This window comes from Pusillimonas noertemannii (assembly GCF_003096595.1).
Classification (GTDB): Bacteria; Pseudomonadota; Gammaproteobacteria; order Burkholderiales; family Burkholderiaceae_B; genus Pusillimonas; species Pusillimonas noertemannii.
On record NZ_QEKO01000002.1, the window covers coordinates 160,413 to 176,375 of the forward strand.

Below are 15,963 nucleotides of genomic sequence, written 5' to 3' on the forward strand. Positions count from 1 at the left end.
AGGGGCAACCTGGCATTATGCCTTAACGCCCCTACGGGATGAATAACAGATATATGTCTGCTGGCATTGTATTTCACTCGCTCGCCGCGCTGGCCTACGGTCTGCTGGCCGTGTCTTTGTGGCAGCCGCTAAGGGGCGGTGACCCAAAAACCAATGTGGGCGGCATGCGGCGCAGCTGCCTGCTGGGCGCCATCGTGCTGCATGGCGCGGGCTTGTACATGGCCATCCTGCATAGCGCCAACCATCTGTACCTGGGCTGGGCCCTGGCCCTTTCGGCCGCGCTGTGGCTGGGCATGATCGTATTCTGGCTTGAAAGCCTGGTCATGCGCATCGATGGGCTGCTGCTTATTTTACTCCCGGCCGCGGCGGTGATCAGCGCGGTGGCGGCGGTGTTTCACCATGGCCATCTGGTCAGCAACGCCGGCGACGAATGGCTGCGCATCCACCTGCTTATCGCCCTGACCGCCTATGGCCTTACCACCGTGGCCGCCCTGCAGGCCATGCTGATGGCCGCGCTCGACCGCTACCTGCATCGCCCGGTCGAGCACGCGGGCGAACGCGGCTCGCTCAGCCGTGCGCTCGACGCCATACCCCCGCTTCTGGTGCAAGAGCGCCTGCTCTTCCGCCTGATCTGGATCAGCTTCTCGGTGCTCACGCTGACCGTCATTTCAGGCGCCATCGTGTCGCAGCGGCTTACCGGCGCGCTGTTTCCGCTTGACCACAAGACCATATTCACTTTGCTGTCGTGGCTGACCTTCGCCGTATTGCTGGTGGGGCGCCACCTGCGCGGCTGGCGCGGCCGCCAGGCACTGCACTGGACGCTTGCCGGCTTCGCCTTCGTGCTGCTTTCATACAGCGGCAGCCGCTTCGTCATCGACGTCATTCTGCACCGAGGATAATGTGGGAAAACTGATTTTCTGGGCCGTCGTCATCGTGGCCGTACTGCTGGTGCTGCGTATTCTGGCGCTGCAGCAGCAAAAACAGGCCGCCGAGCCGCGCGCCGAGCCCCTGCCGCGCCGAAGCAAGGCGCCGCCGGTGAACCAGCCCGAATCCATGGTCAGCTGCGCCCACTGCGGCATACACATGCCGCGTTCCGAGGCCCTGCTGATCAACGGTCAAACCTGGTGCAGCAGCGAGCACGCCAAACTGGGCCAGCGGCGCTGATGCCACGGCGTGGACCACAGCTTGCCCTGAAGCGCTTCGCGCCCGCACCACAGCGAGCCACCGTCCCGCCTTTATTTGGCTCGCCATTTTTCGGTCAGCTCCACTGTGTCAAGGCATGGGAGGATGCTCGGGGATACTGTCATGACGACCTTCGTACTGGATAGACACGGGTGGTTGAAACCCGGGGCGGGCCTGCAGCGCGCGCCTTCGCCCAATTTTGATGCCCGGCCGGCCGGCGCCGAGCCCTCTCTGCTCGTCCTGCACAACATCAGCCTGCCCCCCGGGGTGTTCGGCGGCACCGAGATCGTCGACCTGTTCCTGAACCGGCTGGACTATTCCTCGCACCCCTGGCTCGAGCGCCTGCGCGGGCTCACTGTTTCCGCGCACTTCCTGGTACGCCGCGACGGCGAAGTGGTGCAGTTCGTCTCCACCGACCAGCGCGCCTGGCATGCGGGTGTCTCGCAGTTCGAAGGACGCCAGCGCTGCAATGACTTTTCCATCGGCATCGAGCTGGAAGGCACCGACGAACTGGACTATGCCGATGAACAGTACGCCAGCCTGAAGCGCCTGACCCAGGCACTGAAGCACCAATACCCCTTAAGGGCCGTGCGCGGCCATGAGCATATCGCCCCGGGACGCAAGACCGACCCCGGGCCCTGTTTCGACTGGAACCGCTACGGCCGGGAAAACGGCTGGTTCAGGCGGCAGATGCCACCCCTTTCCTGAATCAATAGAAAGGCCGCCGGGCACAAGCGCGGCGGCCTTTTTGCAGCGTGCGGCGCACACCGGGGCGCGGATCAGCCCAGAAGCAGCTTGTTCATCCGCTTGACGAAGCCCGCTGCGTCCTCGAGCTGGGCGCCTTCGGCCAGCATGGCCTGGTCGAGCAGAAGCCGGGCCCATTCATCGAAGGCCTCGTCCTGCGCCTGGTCGATGCGGGCAACCAAGGCATGGCCTGGGTTGATCTCGAGTATGGGCTTGGCCTCGGGCGCCTGCTGGCCCGCGGCCTGCAGCATGCGGCGCAGATGGGGGCTGAGCTCGTCGGCATCGACCACCACGCAAGCCGGCGAATCGACCAGGCGCGCCGTAACGCGCACCTCTTTCACCCGTTCGCCCAAGGCCTTCTGCAGGCGCTCGACCAGCGGCTTCATGGATTCGGCCTGTTCGCTTTGCTGCTTCTTTTCCTCCTCGTCGGCCAGCTCGTCCAGGTCGAGGCCGCCCTTGGCGACCGACACCAGCTTCTTGCCCTCGAATTCGTGCAGGAAAGAAAGCATCCACTCGTCGACGCGGTCGGACATCAGCAGCACCTCGAGCCCCTTCTTGCGGAAGATCTCCAACTGCGGGCTGTTGGCGGCCGCCGAGTACGATTCGGCCGTGATGTAGTAGATGCTGTCCTGCCCTTCCTTCATGCGACCCACATAGTCGGCCAGCGACACCGACTGCGCCGGGCTTTCAGTGTGGGTAGAGGCAAAGCGCAGCAGCTTGGCGATGCGCTCGCGGTTGGCCGGGTCTTCCCCCGTGCCCTCTTTGACCACCTGGCCGAACTGCTCCCAGAATTCGGCGTACTGCTCGGCCTGGTTCTCGGCCAGGTCTTCAAGCAGCGACAGCACACGCTTGGCCGAGCCCTCTCGTATGGCCTTCACGTCGCGGCTTTCCTGCAAGATTTCACGCGACACGTTCAGCGGCAGATCGGCCGAATCGATCACCCCGCGCACGAAGCGCAGGTAGTTGGGCAGCAACTGTTCGGCGTCGTCCATGATGAAGACGCGCTTTACGTACAGCTTTACGCCGCGGCGGCCATCGCGGTCCCAGAGATCCATGGGCGCCTGCTTGGGCACGTACAGCAGCTGCGTATATTCGCTGCGGCCTTCCACCCGGTTGTGCGTCCAGGCCAGCGGGTCGCTGAAATCGTGCGCAATATGCTTGTAGAACTCTTGGTACTGCTCGTCGGTGATCTCGGACTTGGCTCGCGTCCACAGCGCGCTGGCCTGGTTCACCGTTTCCCATTCGTCGGTCTTTACCTGCTCGGATTTCTCGCTGTCCCACTCTTCCTTGCGCATCTGCACCGGCAGCGAAATGTGGTCGGAATAGCGGCGCAGCACCTCGCGCAGCTTCCAGCCGCTCAGGAATTCGTCGTCGCCTTCGCGCAGATGCAGGGTAACCGAGGTGCCCCGATCGGCCTTTTCCACCTGGGCCACGGTGAACTCGCCCTGGCCGTCCGATTCCCACTGCACGCCCTCGGCGGCATCGAGCCCGGCACGGCGGCTGCGCACAGTAACCTTGTCGGCCACGATGAAGGAAGAATAAAAGCCCACGCCAAACTGGCCGATAAGATGGGCGTCCTTCTGCTTGTCGCCCGTAAGGCGCGAGAAGAACTCTTTGGTGCCCGAACGCGCGATGGTGCCCAGGTTGGCCACCGCCTCGTCGCGCGACAGCCCGATGCCGTTGTCGGAAATGGTGATGGTGCGCGCTTGGGCATCGTATTCCACCCGTACCCGAAGTTCGGCATCACCCTGCATCAACTCGGGCTTGTCGATGGCCTCGAAGCGCAGCTTGTCGCAGGCGTCCGAAGCGTTCGAGACGAGTTCGCGCAGGAAGATTTCCTTGTTGCTGTACAAGGAATGAATCATCAGGTGCAGAAGCTGTTTAACTTCGGCCTGAAACCCCAGGGTTTCGGAGGGCGTGTTGGTCGATTCGGCTTGAGTCATGGCTTGCTCGGCAAAAATTAAAAACGTAGAAAGATCAGCGACATACCCCGCCTGGAGCTGGGCCTGGCACCGCGCCGCCGCGCGGCATGGAAAATGCTGCAGCCCCTGAAATGGGGGCATACGCCGCAATTTCAAGACCCCAGCCGGTTGTCGGTGCAGGGATGTCGGCGTATAGTGGCGGCAGGCGATATGGCCAAGCGAGGCCGCCGTAAAGAATCAGAACAAGGGGGGTACACCGTGGGCACACGCGTCCTGTTTTCGATTTTGCGCATTGTTGGCTATTTGGTTGTTTTACTGATGTTGGCAGCCATTATCTACGCCGGCGCAACAGGCATCCGCTACTGGTCCGGCATCGGCGTCTGACAAAGGGGCCAACATGAACAAGCGCCAAACAAGAATCTTCGCCATTGCCTCTACGGCCATTGCCAGCCTGGTCTTCCTTGTTCTTACTGTCGACAGCCACCGGCAGTTTCCCAAGCTGACCAATTCGCAAAACATTACCGACGAAGTCGTGCGCGGCCAAAACGTCTGGCACGCCAACAACTGTATCAACTGCCATACGATACTGGGCGAAGGCGCCTACTATGCGCCCGACCTCACCAAGATTACCCAGCATCGCGGCGCACCGTATCTTACGGCCTTTCTCAAAGACCCCTCGCAGTTCTACGACGAGCAGCGCCACCGGCGCCTCATGCCCAACCCTAATTTGTCCGACCAGGAAATCTCCGACCTTATCGCCTTCATGGACTGGGTCTCGCATATCGACAACCAGGGCTGGCCGCCACGCCCCATTCTGGTTACCGGCGGCTCCATTCCCGGTACCGAGCTCAGCATCGCGCAGCAAGACCAAAGCCCCTCTAGTGCCGAAGCCGGCGGCCAGCCCCCCGGCGCGCGTCCGGTCGACAGCTCCAACGATCCCATCGCCCTGGGGCAGGCCCTGTTCCACGAAGCCGTGCCCACCTGTGCGGCCTGTCACTCGGTGGCGCCCGGCGTAAACCTGGCCGGGCCCTCGCTGGCCAACCTGGCCGCCACCGCGCAAAAGGTGATCGATTCGCCCGAGTACAAAGGCAGGGCCACCACGGTCGAAGGATTCATCCACGAATCCATTGTCGAGCCCAGCGCCTACCTGCATCCCGGGCCCATGTATTCAGCCAATGGCGTGTCGTTCATGCCGCCCTCGTACGGCAAAGACCTGACCGAAGAGCAGATCGACCACCTGGTCGCCTATCTGGCCTCGTTCAAATAAACGCCCAACTGAGCAGCCCATCGGAACCTGGAGTCGCCATGCGTTATAAAACCCAATCCGTCGCCTACTGGTACTTTGCTCTTGCGATGATCTTGTTCGGCCTGCAGATGGTGTTCGGCCTGCTTTCGGCGGCCAAATACCTGGGGCCCGACCCGCTGCTTAACGTCATGGCCTTCGACGTTACCAAAACCATACACACCAACCTGCTGATCGTATGGGTGCTTACGGGCTTCATGGGCGCCACCTACTGGATCGTGGCCGATGAGTCGCGCACCGAGCTCTACAGCGCCAAGCTGGCCTATATACAGCTGATACTCTGGGCCATCATGGGCGTAACGGCTGTTATCGGCTATTTCTTCGGCTACGGCACCGGCAACAAGCTGCTCGAGCAACCGCTGCCGCACAAAATAGCCATTGTCGTGTGCATGCTCATCTTCCTGTACAACATCGGCATGACCATAAAAAAGTCAGGCCGTTTCACCACCACCGAAGGCGTGCTGCTGCTGGGCCTGGCCAGCTCGGCCGTACTGTACCTGCCGGCCCTGCTGCACTACGAGAACTACGTCGTCTCCATCTACTATCGCTGGTGGACCATCCACCTGTGGGTCGAGGGCGTGTGGGAAATGATCCAGGGCGCTTTCCTGGCCTACCTGCTTATCCGCCTTTCGGGCGCCGACCGCGAAGTGCTTGAAAAATGGCTGTACGTGATTGTGGGCCTGGTGTTCATCGCCGGCATATTGGGCACCGCCCACCACTATTACTGGGTGGGCGTGCCCGCCTACTGGCTGCCGCTGGGCGGCTTCTTCAGCGCGCTCGAGCCCGTGGCCCTGGTGGGCATGGCCATGTATGCATATTTTTCCATACGCCGATCGGGCGTGCGCCACCCCAATGTGCTGGCCCTGCACTGGACCATCGGCAGCGCCGTGTTCACGCTGTTCGGCGCCGGCCTGCTGGGCCTGGCCCATACCTTTCCGGACATCAACAAATGGACCCACGGCACGCTGATCACCGCCATGCACGGCCATGCCGCCTTCTACGGCGCCTATGTCATGATCATTCTGGCCGTCATCACCTACGCCATGCCCACCATGACGCGCAACCGCCCAGAAGAAGGCAGCAGCATAGGCTATTGGGCTTTCTGGCTGCAAATCGCCGGCATGTTCGGCATGACGCTTTCCTTTGCCACCGCCGGCATCGGCCAGGTGTACCTTGAGCGCGTGCTGGGCATAGGCTACCTCGACGTGCAGCTGAAGATACAGGTGCACTTCCTCATGCTGGTGGCCACCGCATCGCTCTTTGTCGTCGGCGTGGGGCTGTTCATCTGGGATTTCTTCCGCCACGCGCCCATACTCAATGGCGCGGCCGGCAACGGCCAGGGCCAGCCGGCTGGCGGCGCCCACCACAGCGCGGCGCCGCCCCTGCATGACAGCCGCTATGCCAACCAACGATCAAGCTGATATGAACCCGCCCGGCAACACAGTCGCCCGACTGGCGCCGGGCCAGCAGCCCCCCTACTATCTGCCCCATGGCAACGAGGTGCAGCTGTTCGAGCAATGCCACCAGAACCGCCTGGCCGTCATGCTCAAAGGCCCCACTGGCTGCGGCAAGACACGTTTCGTGGAATATATGGCCTGGAAGCTGGGCCGCCCCCTGGTTACCGTTTCCTGCCACGACGATCTCACCGCCAGCGACCTGATCGGCCGCTTTCTAATACGGCACAACGACACCGTGTGGCACGACGGCCCCCTGGCCGCCGCCGTGCGCCAAGGCGCCATCTGCTATCTTGACGAAGTGGTCGAGGCCCGGCAAGACACCATCGTCGTGCTGCACCCCCTTACCGACCACCGGCGCATCCTGCCCATGGACAAGACCGGCGAAGTGCTCGAGGCCCCGCCCGGCTTCCAGCTGGTCATCTCGTACAACCCGGGCTACCAGCGCATGCTGAAAGATTTAAAGCCCAGCACGCGCCAGCGTTTCGTCGCGCTTGATTTCGAGTTTCCTCCGGCCGAACGCGAGGCGCAGATCGTGGCCGCCGAAAGCGGCATTGACGCCGCCCAGGCCACCGCCCTGGTCGCCCTGGCGCACAAGCTGCGCGCCTTTCAAGACCGCGGCCTGGCCGAAGTGCCCAGCACCCGGCTGCTGGTGGCCACCGCCGGCCTTATTTCACGCGGCATTCCCGCGCGCGAAGCCTGCTATGCCGGGCTGGTCTCGCCCCTTTCGGACGACGCCTCGCTGGCCGGCGCCATGCGCGACCTGGTCGATCTAAGCTTTACCTGAAGCGGCCATGGCCGAAGCCGAAGACGTACTGCAAGACGCAGCCCGCCACGCCACCATCTATGCGCGCAGCCTGTGGCTGCGGCATCGCGGCCCTGAAAACAAGCCCCGCCCCATCGTGCTGGCTCAGGTGGCCGAACGGCTGGACCTGCTGACAAGCGCCGTGTTCAACCGGCAGCATGCCCTGCGCATCGCCCAGGCCCCCGCGCCGCCCACCATGCTGGTTCGGCTGTTCCGGCGCCATGATGTGCATCGCTTCGGCAGCGGCACGGGCGGCGGCACGAGTTGCAGCGTACCCGCCACCGATGGGCATTCCATCTGGCTGCCGAACGATGTAGGCGCCGTGGACATGCCTGTGGCCATTGCGCGCTACCGCGCTATGGCGCTGCAGCAGGCCATGCGCGGCGCGCGGGGCAGCGCCTTGAAGCTTCCCGCCTCTAACGCAGAAGCCGCTTCCGCAACGCGCCTCGAGCCCTTGATAACAGCCCTGTATCTGCTGCTGGAAGCCCAGGCCGCCGATATCGAGCTGCTGCGGCGCCTGCCCGGCGCGGCCAGCGACATAAGGGGCTTGCGGCAATGGGTGCTGAAGGGCTACCAGGCCAAGCCGCCTTCGCTGCCCGCCGCCTGCCAGGCCGTGCAAGCATTGAAGCTGGCCGTCTTGAAGATGGACGCCGCCCAGGCATCCCCCCAACTGCCCTACACCGCCACCCCTGAAGAATCGCTGGCCGTCGCCCGCGAGCTCGCCGCGCACCTGGGCGCAAATTTCCCGCGGAACACACTGCCGCAACGCCGCGCCCTGCTTCACGATGCCTGGACCGGCGATCTGTACCCGCCGGGCGCCCAAGCCCTGCTCGAACAAGAAGCCGCGAACACGCCTCAAGACCAAGGCGCCAAACCGCCCCGCAGCGCCCGCATGCCGCGCCGGCCCAAGGAACGCAAGGCACGCGAAGACGAAGACAAGCGCAGCCAGGGCACCTGGATGGTGCAGACCGCTCCGCCGCTTGAGCAGGCCGAAGACCCGCGCGGCATGCAGCGCCCCGCCGACCGCGACGAAGACACTCCGGCGGAGGAATTTGCCGACGCCCTTTCTGAACTGGACGAAGCCCGCCTCGTCTCGACCCCCGGCGCCGCCAAAGAGGTGCTGCTTTCCGACGACCCGCCCGACAAGCGCAGCCTGCTCAAGGCCAAGCCCGCGGACACCACGGCCCGCCGCCTGTACTACCCCGAATGGGACTGGCGCCAGGGCGGCTACCGTCTGCCCGGCGCCGCCGTGCACCTGCTGCCTCCACAGGCCGGAGAACAGCAATGGGTGAAGCAGACCCTGGAGCAATACCAGACCGTGCTCGAAGCCATACGCAAGCGCTTCGAAGTGCTGCGCGCCGAAAGGCTTTGGCTGCGCCGCCAAATGGACGGCAATGAAGTGGACCTGGACGCCTATATAGAAGGCCGCGCCGACGTGCGCGCCGGCCTGCCCATGCCCCAGGCGCTGTACCGGGTGCAGCGGCCCGAGTCGCGCGACCTGGCCATTACCCTGCTGATAGACATCAGCGGCTCCACCGATTCCTGGCTGACGGGCGGCAAGCGCATTATCGACGTAGAGCGCGAAGCCCTGTTGCTGGTGTGCATCGCCCTGGAGCGGCTGGGCGCCCCCTATTCCATACAGGCCTTCTCGGGCGAAGGGCCCCAAGGCGTGACCCTGATCGAAGTCAAGGCCTTCGACGAGCCCTACAGCAACGACATCGCCCTGCGCATCGCCGCCCTGGATTCCCAGCACTACACCCGCGCCGGCGCCGCCCTGCGCCACGCCACCGCCGTGCTCATGAAACAATACGCCCGGCATCGCCTGCTGCTGCTGCTTTCAGACGGCAAGCCCAACGACGTGGACGAATACGAAGGACGCTACGGCGTGGAAGACATGAAGAAGGCCGTGGACGAAGCCAAGCTACAGGGCGTCTTTCCTTTCTGCCTGACCATAGACCGGCACGCGGCCGGTTATTTGCAGGGCATATTCGGCGCCCGCCAATACGCCCTGCTGCCCCACGCCGAGGCCCTGCCCACCGTGCTGCTCGACTGGATGCGCAAATTGGTGGCGCACTAAGGGGCAGGCAAAGCAGCCCTGGCTCCAAGACCCTTCCGCCCTTCGATTTTCCCCGAATCAATTTCGAACCGGCCCTTGCCGCAGGGCGAGTTTCCCTATATGCTTTTCTTAATACAGAACAGCGTTCTATATATAAGAATTATATCGACAGCAACCAGTAGCAAGAAAACCGCTTTCAAACCCAGTCTCAAGGAAGACCGGCATGAAGAAGATTGCACTACTGCTTTTCACTTGGCTGGCCATGGGCAGCGCCGGTGCCCAGGCGCCCAGCACCCTGGCCGAGCTTGCCGCCTACCAGGGCCCTGACCGCGAACAGATGCTGATAGACGGCGCCCGCAAAGAAGGCGGCCTTACCCTGTACACCTCGCAGCAGCTGGACGACACCAACCTGGTCGTCGAAGCCTTTGAAAAGAAGTATGGCCTGAAAGTAAAAGTATGGCGTTCGGGACCCGACAGCATCGTGCCGCGCATCATCAATGAAATCGCCAGCCAGCGCTACGCCTACGACGTGGTCGAGACCGAGGGCCAGGCGCTCGAGGCCCTGCAGACCGAAGGCCTGCTGCAAGCCGTCAAGTCGCCCCACCTGCAAGAACTGGTTCCCCAAGCCCTGCGCCCCCACGGCGAATGGGTGGGCACCCGCCTGCTGATCTTCTCCCAGGCCTACAACACCGACCTCATCAAGAAAGAAGACCTGCCCAAAACCTACCAAGACCTGGCCGACCCCAAATGGAAAGGCAAGCTGGGCATAGAAACCAAGGACGAAGAATGGTTCTACAGCCTGATGCAGAAAATGGGCCAGGAGGACGGCCTGGCGCTGTTCCGCAAAATAGGCGAAACAAACGGGTTTTCGGTACGCAAGGGCCACACCCTGCTGACCAACCTGGTCGCCTCGGGCGAAGTGCCCCTGGCCCTAACCGTGTACAACGCCCGCGTGGAACAGCTTAAGAACAAGGGCGCCCCCATAGACTGGTTCGTCATGCAGCCCACCCTGGCCCAGGTAAACGGGACCGGCGTTTCGCGCCACGCCCCCAACCCCCACGCCGCCCTGCTGTTCATGGACTTCCTGCTGACCGAATCGCAGCGCATTCTTTCCAAGCGCGACGTCATCGCCACCAACAAGAACTGCCCCTCGCCGCTTTCGGACTTCCCCTTTGAAACCACCGACCCGGCCAAGCTAATCGGCCAGGGCGACAAATGGGTGCGCATCTACCAGGACGTCATCAATACCCAGCCGCGCTGAGCCGTGAACTTTCATAAACGCCGCCCGGTGCCCCGCGCCCGGCGCGCCCACCCCCCCTGTATTCAAGGAGACGCAGTGAACGAGCAGATCAACGCCAACGGCCTGGAAGGCCAGCTTTTCATGCCCCATGGCGAGCCCGGCGAGGACGCCGTCATCATTCTTCATGAGCGCTACGGCCTGGCCCAGCACACCCTTGACCTGGCCCAGAAGCTGGCCAACGACGGCTACGTGGCCCTGGCCCCCAACCTGTTCTCGCGCTGGGAGGGCGATAAAGAAGCCCTCAAGGCCGGTGAAGTGCGCGTGGTCATGCCCGACGACGACATCGCCCTGGCCATAGACCAGGCCATAGACCTGCTGCGCGCACACAAAAGCCTGAACATACAGCGCATCTTCCTGATGGGCGTGTGCCAAAGCGGCCGCTACCCCTTCGTGGTGGCCAGCCGCCGCCACGACATTAGCGCCTGCATCGTGTTCTACGGCGGCACCCAAGAGCGCGACTGGGGTGCCAACGAATTGCAACCCATGGCCATGCCCGACATGCTGGCCAAGATACAAGTGCCCTCCTTCTTCGTGTACGGCGAAGCCGACCACAGCATATCCATTGACAACATCCGGCGCTTTCGCAACACCCTTGAAGAACACCGCAAAAGCTACCGCATGCGCATACTTAAGAACTCGCCCCACGGCTTCATGAACGACACCATGCCCGGCCGATACCGCCCCGACGACACCAAAGTGGCCTGGCAGATGCTGCTGGACTTCATGCAAGAAGTGCGCAACGGCCAATGGCCCCAAGACACCGTGCATTGGGAATTTCTTTCCGATACCAGCCCCAGCTACGACTTCAGCAAGAACGTGCGCCAGGCATGAGCGCCGTCGACCCCACCCTGCAGCCCAACGTAGCCGTGGTAACCGGCGGCAGCAAGGGCATAGGCCGCGCCATCGCCCTGGCCCTGGCCCAGCGCGGCTACAGCCTGGCCATACTCGACCCCCATGGCGACGGCGCCCAAGTGGCGGACGAAGCCAGGGCGTTCGCCGTACAGGCCCTGCACCTGCCCGTGGACGTTTCAGACCCTGGCGCCGTAAAACAGGCGCAGGCCGTAGTGGACCAGCAACTGGGCCCCTGCCGCCTGCTCGTGAACAATGCCGGCATCTTTACGCGCGCCCCTGCCTTGGAGATGAGCTTTGAAACCTGGCAGAAAGTGATTGGCGTGAATCTGACCGGCGCCTTCCTGTGCAGCCAGGCCTTTGCGCCCGGCATGCTAAAGGCCGGCTCGGGCGTAATTATTAATATCGCCTCAGGCCGCGCCCTACAGGGCGCCGCAAAAAATGGCGCTCACTATGCCGCGTCCAAAGGTGGCCTGGTGGCGCTGACCCGTTCGCTGGCGCAAGAATGGGCGCCCCACATAAGGGTGAACACCGTCATTCCCGGCGTAACCCACACCGACCAGCCCCTGGAAGCCACCACCGTGAACGAACTGTACGAACGCGGCAAGCGCATCCCATTGGGCCGCATCGGCCAACCAGAGGACATCGCCAAAGGCGTGTGCCTGCTGGCCAGCGACGATGCCGGCTACGTTACCGGGCAGAGCTTGTGCGTGAACGGGGGTGCCGTCATGCTGTAGGGCCGCAAGGCCCTACCATGCGGCGCCGCCGCTTGCAGCCGCTTACTGGGTTTTTTGCTGAATCTTCTCCCCACCGCGCTCAATATCTTCCCCTGCGCCGTGTAGCGTATTCGTGCACGCACCCGTAAGGGCTGCAATCGCCAAAAGAATAGGCATCCAGACTCGTGTTTTCATAAGTATTCTCCCTAGAGTTGCTGCCATGCAGCACAAAGCGCTTGGATAAGGAAGCGCTTGAGGGGTGGGAAGCAAGTAGCGGGCCTAATGTAGCGGGATGAGGGGGAAATTAGGGCTGAAACATGCGTGTATAATTACGCCTTTCCTGCCACGCCCGGCGTTCTGCCAGGCGTTCCATTCAGCCCGGGTGGTGAAATTGGTAGACGCAGGGGACTCAAAAATAGGTGCTTCTACCTATTTTCAGCATGGGTCAAATGCTCGCCGAACCGCATGGGATAAGGGTTTGCAGGGATTTAGGATCTTGTAACGAGAGCGCTAATTTTCGTTCTAGGAGCCAAATAGGAGCCAAACGAAGTCGTACTGGCTCTTAGCAGGTGGTAGTAAGTAGTAGTGAAGTAGGACTGCTTCACAATTTTGCCCGGGTGGTGAAATTGGTAGACGCAGGGGACTCAGACCAAATTTGAGCCCTCCGGGGGAAACCCCAGAGGTGAAGCCCGTCAAACTCGGTGAAGGCCCTGGACGATGTAAGTCCGAGCTAATGCCGAGCCAAGCCCTGGAGCCGAAAGACTCCTCGGAAGGTGTAGAGAGCAGACGGCGGGCACCTAAGGCAAAGCGGTAACACGCGATGCTACGGTGAAGGCGTGCTCCAGACCACGAACGCCGTTTCTTCGGAAACGTCGGCGGCGAAAGCCGAAGTGGGAAGAAAATCCCCCGCCGCAAGGCGTGCCGGTTCGATTCCGGCCCCGGGCACCAATTTCGAAAGGTCGTCTCTGTTTACGCAGAGACGGCCTTTTTATTTTCCATAATAAAATTCGGGCCCTTCGAATACTTAATGGCTGGGAATCCGTTCGACTTGCTCTATTTCCACCTTCAATCCGGAGAGGAAGTTCAGCGCTTGAATTCACATGATTGTTGGTGGCCGATTGAAGTCTATATCCTATGTCTCAACTCGCCTCATAGCGGACATGTGCTCAATTGAACACTTCCGAGAGACTCTGTCTCATTTGGGCGCTCTAGCAGGACTTGGGCGCGGCAAATGGCCGCTCAGGCGCATTCCATCGCGTGCGTTCAACACAAGCAACCGGATGTTGGCGGCACCCGCCAGAAGCTCAACACATTGAATTGCGTAGAAAATGGTATCGAACTGTCCCGCGTTTGCCAGACGGGCAAGCGCAATCGCGCAGGGAACCAAGATGAGCAGGCCGTTGGCTGCCACAAAACGCATCCGCCGCTGCTTCAAATCTATGAGACGCCCTTTACGTTGCCGGGCAAGCACAAAACCGCTGATGCCCGTTACAGCCATGGCGGGAATCAACAGCCACATTGCCGTCAGTATCCCGTTCTTGACCGTAATGACGTGTGCCGTGCTTAGAAACAACTCTGACACCAAGGTCGACGTCCAGAAGGTAACGATGCAGAGCAGCGCAAGAGCACCAGCCGCCGCATGGAATTTCGATTTCATGGCAAGTCCTTGGGGGAAGATGGCAGGGTTAAATGACTGAGCATTGCCCCGAGCGTCGTCGTGGCTGTTTGGAGCTGAGCTAGGCTCATTCCTGCGGCAAATTCGGCGGCCTTGCTTACCCAAAGTGCTTCGGCTTTTCTGTAGATTTGGTCCCCGCGCGGTGTCAACGCATACAAGGGCGAGCGACGGTGCGAAGGATTGGCGCAAGACTCAAGCAAACCAAGCTCAAGCAGAAGGTTGAGTTGCTTCTGGGCCCCTTGTCGCGTCACACCCATTACTTCTGCGACTTGCGGTGCAGTGAGCGCCTTGCCCGTCAGTGCGATGGCGCCAAGCATTTGCCAACGGGCACTCGTCAAGCCCAGCGGCTCGACCAGCTTATCTCCCCATTGCAGCAAAGCGCCATGCACACGAAAAACCGTAAGCGTCAGGTCGGTCATTGCTTGTGTATCGGCGGACAATTCGGAAGGCGGAGGATAGGTGTCATTCATCATGACAACTAGTTTCCATTATTGGAAATTAGTTGTCAAGTTTAATAAGCTCGTAGAGGGCGCACAGCCGGCGTCTGATTACGGGCATTCGTAGCGCAACTTGACAGTCATCTTTAAATAGAACATCATAAGTTACATGAAACGTGATAGCCGCCTTTCCTCCGTCCTGCATGCTTTGCTCCATATGGCCGAACAAGATGGGGCCATGACCTCTGACGCCTTGGCCCAGTGCCTTGGCACCAACCCGGTCGTCGTTCGGCGCACGATGGCGTATTTGCGAAAGGCGGGGCTGGTGACATCGGATCGCGGCCATGCGGGCGGATGGCGCATCAAAGCGGACCTGTCAGCCGTCACCCTTCTTCAGTTGCACGAGGCGTTGGGTGAACCGGCCGTCTTTGCCATGGGCCACCGCAACGAGTCACCGGGCTGCCTGGTGGAGCAGTCCGTCAATGCAGCACTTGAAAATGCATTTGCCGACGCTGAGGCTCTGTTGCTGGCGCGGTTCTCGGAGATCACGCTTGCCGACCTGGCCTCCGATTTTGCACAGCGGCATGAACAGAGACGACGCGAAAAAGGAATTGACCATGCTCTATGACGTAATCGTTATCGGGGGCGGCTATGCGGGAATGGCCGCGGCCCTGCAGCTTGTCAGGGCTCGAAGGTCTGTACTGGTCATCGACGCGGGCGAGCGGCGCAATCGCTTCGCGAGTCATTCACACGGGTTTCTCGGCCAGGACGGCGTCGATGCCGGCGAGATTGCCATGAACGCGCGCAAGCAGCTTCAAGTCTATCCAACGCTGACCTGGCTTGAAGGCCGAGCCGAAGCGGTTAAAGGACAATCCGATGATTTCACTGTCGTGACGGCTGACGGACAAGCCTGCCAAGGCCGGCGCGTCCTGCTCGCGACCGGCGTAGCCGACCAACTGCCCCCGATCCCCGGGATGGCCGAACGCTGGGGCAAGACCGCCTTTCACTGCCCCTATTGCCACGGGTACGAACTCGACGGCGGGCAGGTCGGCGTCATTGCCACTGGCCCGATGTCGGTGCACCAAGCCGAGCTGCTCACCGAATGGGGCGATGTGACGCTGCTGACCAACGGCGCAATCAGCATCGAAGAACAGGCGCGACAGGCGCTGCTCGCCCGGGGCGTGGTCATTGAGGAAGCCGGGATCGTGCGCGTCCACCGAAAGGCGGACGTCCAGCTTTCGGATGGAAGGGACTTGTCGTTCGAGGGGCTGTTCGTGGCCTCCCGCTGTGAGCCCGCCAGCGCGCTCGCGGCGCAGAGTGGTTGCACGCTGGAGGAAACGCCGATGGGGCTTCAGGTAAATACGGACGAGACCAAGCAAACGACCGTGCCCGGCATCTTTGCTTGTGGGGATGTAGCGCGCGTACCGCACTCTGTCTCCTTTGCGGTTGCCGATGGGGCGATGGCCGGCATGCAACTGCACCGTTCGCTGGTGTGGCCCGACGCAAGCGCGTGACGGAAA

General features: G+C 61.9%; 17 protein-coding genes. 13 read left to right on the forward strand and 4 right to left on the reverse strand.

The features are described 5' to 3' along the window. Window positions 1-53 precede the first annotated feature (53 nt). The 3 genes from C7440_RS07790 to ampD all read left to right on the forward strand — a co-directional run bounded on the left by C7440_RS07790 (window position 54) and on the right by ampD (window position 1,890). Window positions 54-899 (forward strand): cytochrome C assembly family protein, encoded by an 846-nt coding sequence (locus C7440_RS07790; protein ID WP_017523881.1) that lies wholly within the window; start codon window positions 54-56, stop codon window positions 897-899. Between the two features lies 1 nt (window position 900). Next, window positions 901-1,164: a PP0621 family protein gene (locus C7440_RS19830; protein ID WP_017523880.1), complete on the forward strand. Its 264-nt coding sequence runs from the start codon at window positions 901-903 to the stop codon at window positions 1,162-1,164. A 141-nt stretch (window positions 1,165-1,305) separates the two neighbouring features. Next, window positions 1,306-1,890, forward strand: a complete 585-nt coding sequence (gene ampD, locus C7440_RS07800; RefSeq protein ID WP_116518071.1) for a 1,6-anhydro-N-acetylmuramyl-L-alanine amidase AmpD — start codon at window positions 1,306-1,308, stop codon at window positions 1,888-1,890. Window positions 1,891-1,961: 71 nt separating this feature from the next. Here ampD and htpG read toward each other — a convergent pair whose 3' ends face one another. Further along, complete coding sequence (gene htpG / locus C7440_RS07805) at window positions 1,962-3,869, reverse strand: molecular chaperone HtpG (protein ID WP_116518563.1); 1,908 nt, start codon at window positions 3,867-3,869, stop codon at window positions 1,962-1,964. 93 nt (window positions 3,870-3,962) lie between these two features. Here htpG and C7440_RS19730 point away from each other — a divergent pair, with 93 nt between their 5' ends. From C7440_RS19730 to C7440_RS07840, 8 genes are all read left to right on the forward strand, one after another. Next, the gene (locus tag C7440_RS19730; RefSeq protein WP_118984235.1) at window positions 3,963-4,232 is read left to right on the forward strand and encodes a hypothetical protein; all 270 of its coding nucleotides are present in this window, start codon (window positions 3,963-3,965) and stop codon (window positions 4,230-4,232) included. Between the two features lie 13 nt (window positions 4,233-4,245). Beyond that, a complete protein-coding gene (locus C7440_RS07810; RefSeq protein ID WP_116518072.1) occupies window positions 4,246-5,115 on the forward strand; it encodes a c-type cytochrome in 870 nt (289 codons plus the stop codon). A 38-nt stretch (window positions 5,116-5,153) separates the two neighbouring features. Beyond that, entirely contained in the window at window positions 5,154-6,572 is a 1,419-nt protein-coding gene (locus C7440_RS07815) for a cbb3-type cytochrome c oxidase subunit I (RefSeq protein WP_116518073.1), read from the forward strand. A gap of 1 nt (window position 6,573) precedes the next feature. After that, window positions 6,574-7,392, forward strand: coding sequence for a CbbQ/NirQ/NorQ/GpvN family protein (locus C7440_RS07820; RefSeq protein ID WP_116518074.1), 819 nt, complete (start codon window positions 6,574-6,576; stop codon window positions 7,390-7,392). Window positions 7,393-7,399: 7 nt separating this feature from the next. Further along, window positions 7,400-9,487: a nitric oxide reductase activation protein NorD gene (locus C7440_RS07825; RefSeq protein ID WP_116518075.1), complete on the forward strand. Its 2,088-nt coding sequence runs from the start codon at window positions 7,400-7,402 to the stop codon at window positions 9,485-9,487. Between the two features lie 202 nt (window positions 9,488-9,689). Next, window positions 9,690-10,727, forward strand: coding sequence for an ABC transporter substrate-binding protein (locus tag C7440_RS07830; protein WP_116518076.1), 1,038 nt, complete (start codon window positions 9,690-9,692; stop codon window positions 10,725-10,727). A gap of 75 nt (window positions 10,728-10,802) precedes the next feature. Beyond that, window positions 10,803-11,597 carry a dienelactone hydrolase family protein gene (locus C7440_RS07835; RefSeq protein WP_017523871.1) on the forward strand — a complete coding sequence of 265 codons (795 nt, stop codon included), beginning with the start codon at window positions 10,803-10,805 and terminating at the stop codon, window positions 11,595-11,597. After that, complete coding sequence (locus tag C7440_RS07840) at window positions 11,594-12,352, forward strand: SDR family NAD(P)-dependent oxidoreductase (RefSeq protein WP_017523870.1); 759 nt, start codon at window positions 11,594-11,596, stop codon at window positions 12,350-12,352. The genes C7440_RS07835 and C7440_RS07840 overlap by 4 nt, the downstream gene beginning before the upstream one ends. Before the next feature lie 42 nt (window positions 12,353-12,394). Here the strand turns inward: C7440_RS07840 and C7440_RS07845 are convergent, their stop codons facing one another. From C7440_RS07845 to C7440_RS07855, 3 genes are all read right to left on the reverse strand, one after another. Then, window positions 12,395-12,553, reverse strand: a complete 159-nt coding sequence (locus tag C7440_RS07845; RefSeq protein WP_423814296.1) for an entericidin A/B family lipoprotein — start codon at window positions 12,551-12,553, stop codon at window positions 12,395-12,397. A 973-nt stretch (window positions 12,554-13,526) separates the two neighbouring features. Further along, a complete protein-coding gene (locus C7440_RS07850; RefSeq protein WP_116518078.1) occupies window positions 13,527-13,988 on the reverse strand; it encodes a hypothetical protein in 462 nt (153 codons plus the stop codon). Further along, window positions 13,985-14,479 carry a MarR family winged helix-turn-helix transcriptional regulator gene (locus tag C7440_RS07855; protein WP_243410867.1) on the reverse strand — a complete coding sequence of 165 codons (495 nt, stop codon included), beginning with the start codon at window positions 14,477-14,479 and terminating at the stop codon, window positions 13,985-13,987. The genes C7440_RS07850 and C7440_RS07855 overlap by 4 nt, the downstream gene beginning before the upstream one ends. Before the next feature lie 133 nt (window positions 14,480-14,612). Here C7440_RS07855 and C7440_RS07860 point away from each other — a divergent pair, with 133 nt between their 5' ends. Both C7440_RS07860 and C7440_RS07865 read left to right on the forward strand, forming a co-directional pair. After that, window positions 14,613-15,071, forward strand: coding sequence for an Rrf2 family transcriptional regulator (locus C7440_RS07860; protein ID WP_116518079.1), 459 nt, complete (start codon window positions 14,613-14,615; stop codon window positions 15,069-15,071). Next, a complete protein-coding gene (locus C7440_RS07865; protein ID WP_425327363.1) occupies window positions 15,028-15,957 on the forward strand; it encodes an NAD(P)/FAD-dependent oxidoreductase in 930 nt (309 codons plus the stop codon). Before C7440_RS07860 ends, C7440_RS07865 begins: the two co-directional genes overlap by 44 nt. Window positions 15,958-15,963 lie beyond the last annotated feature (6 nt).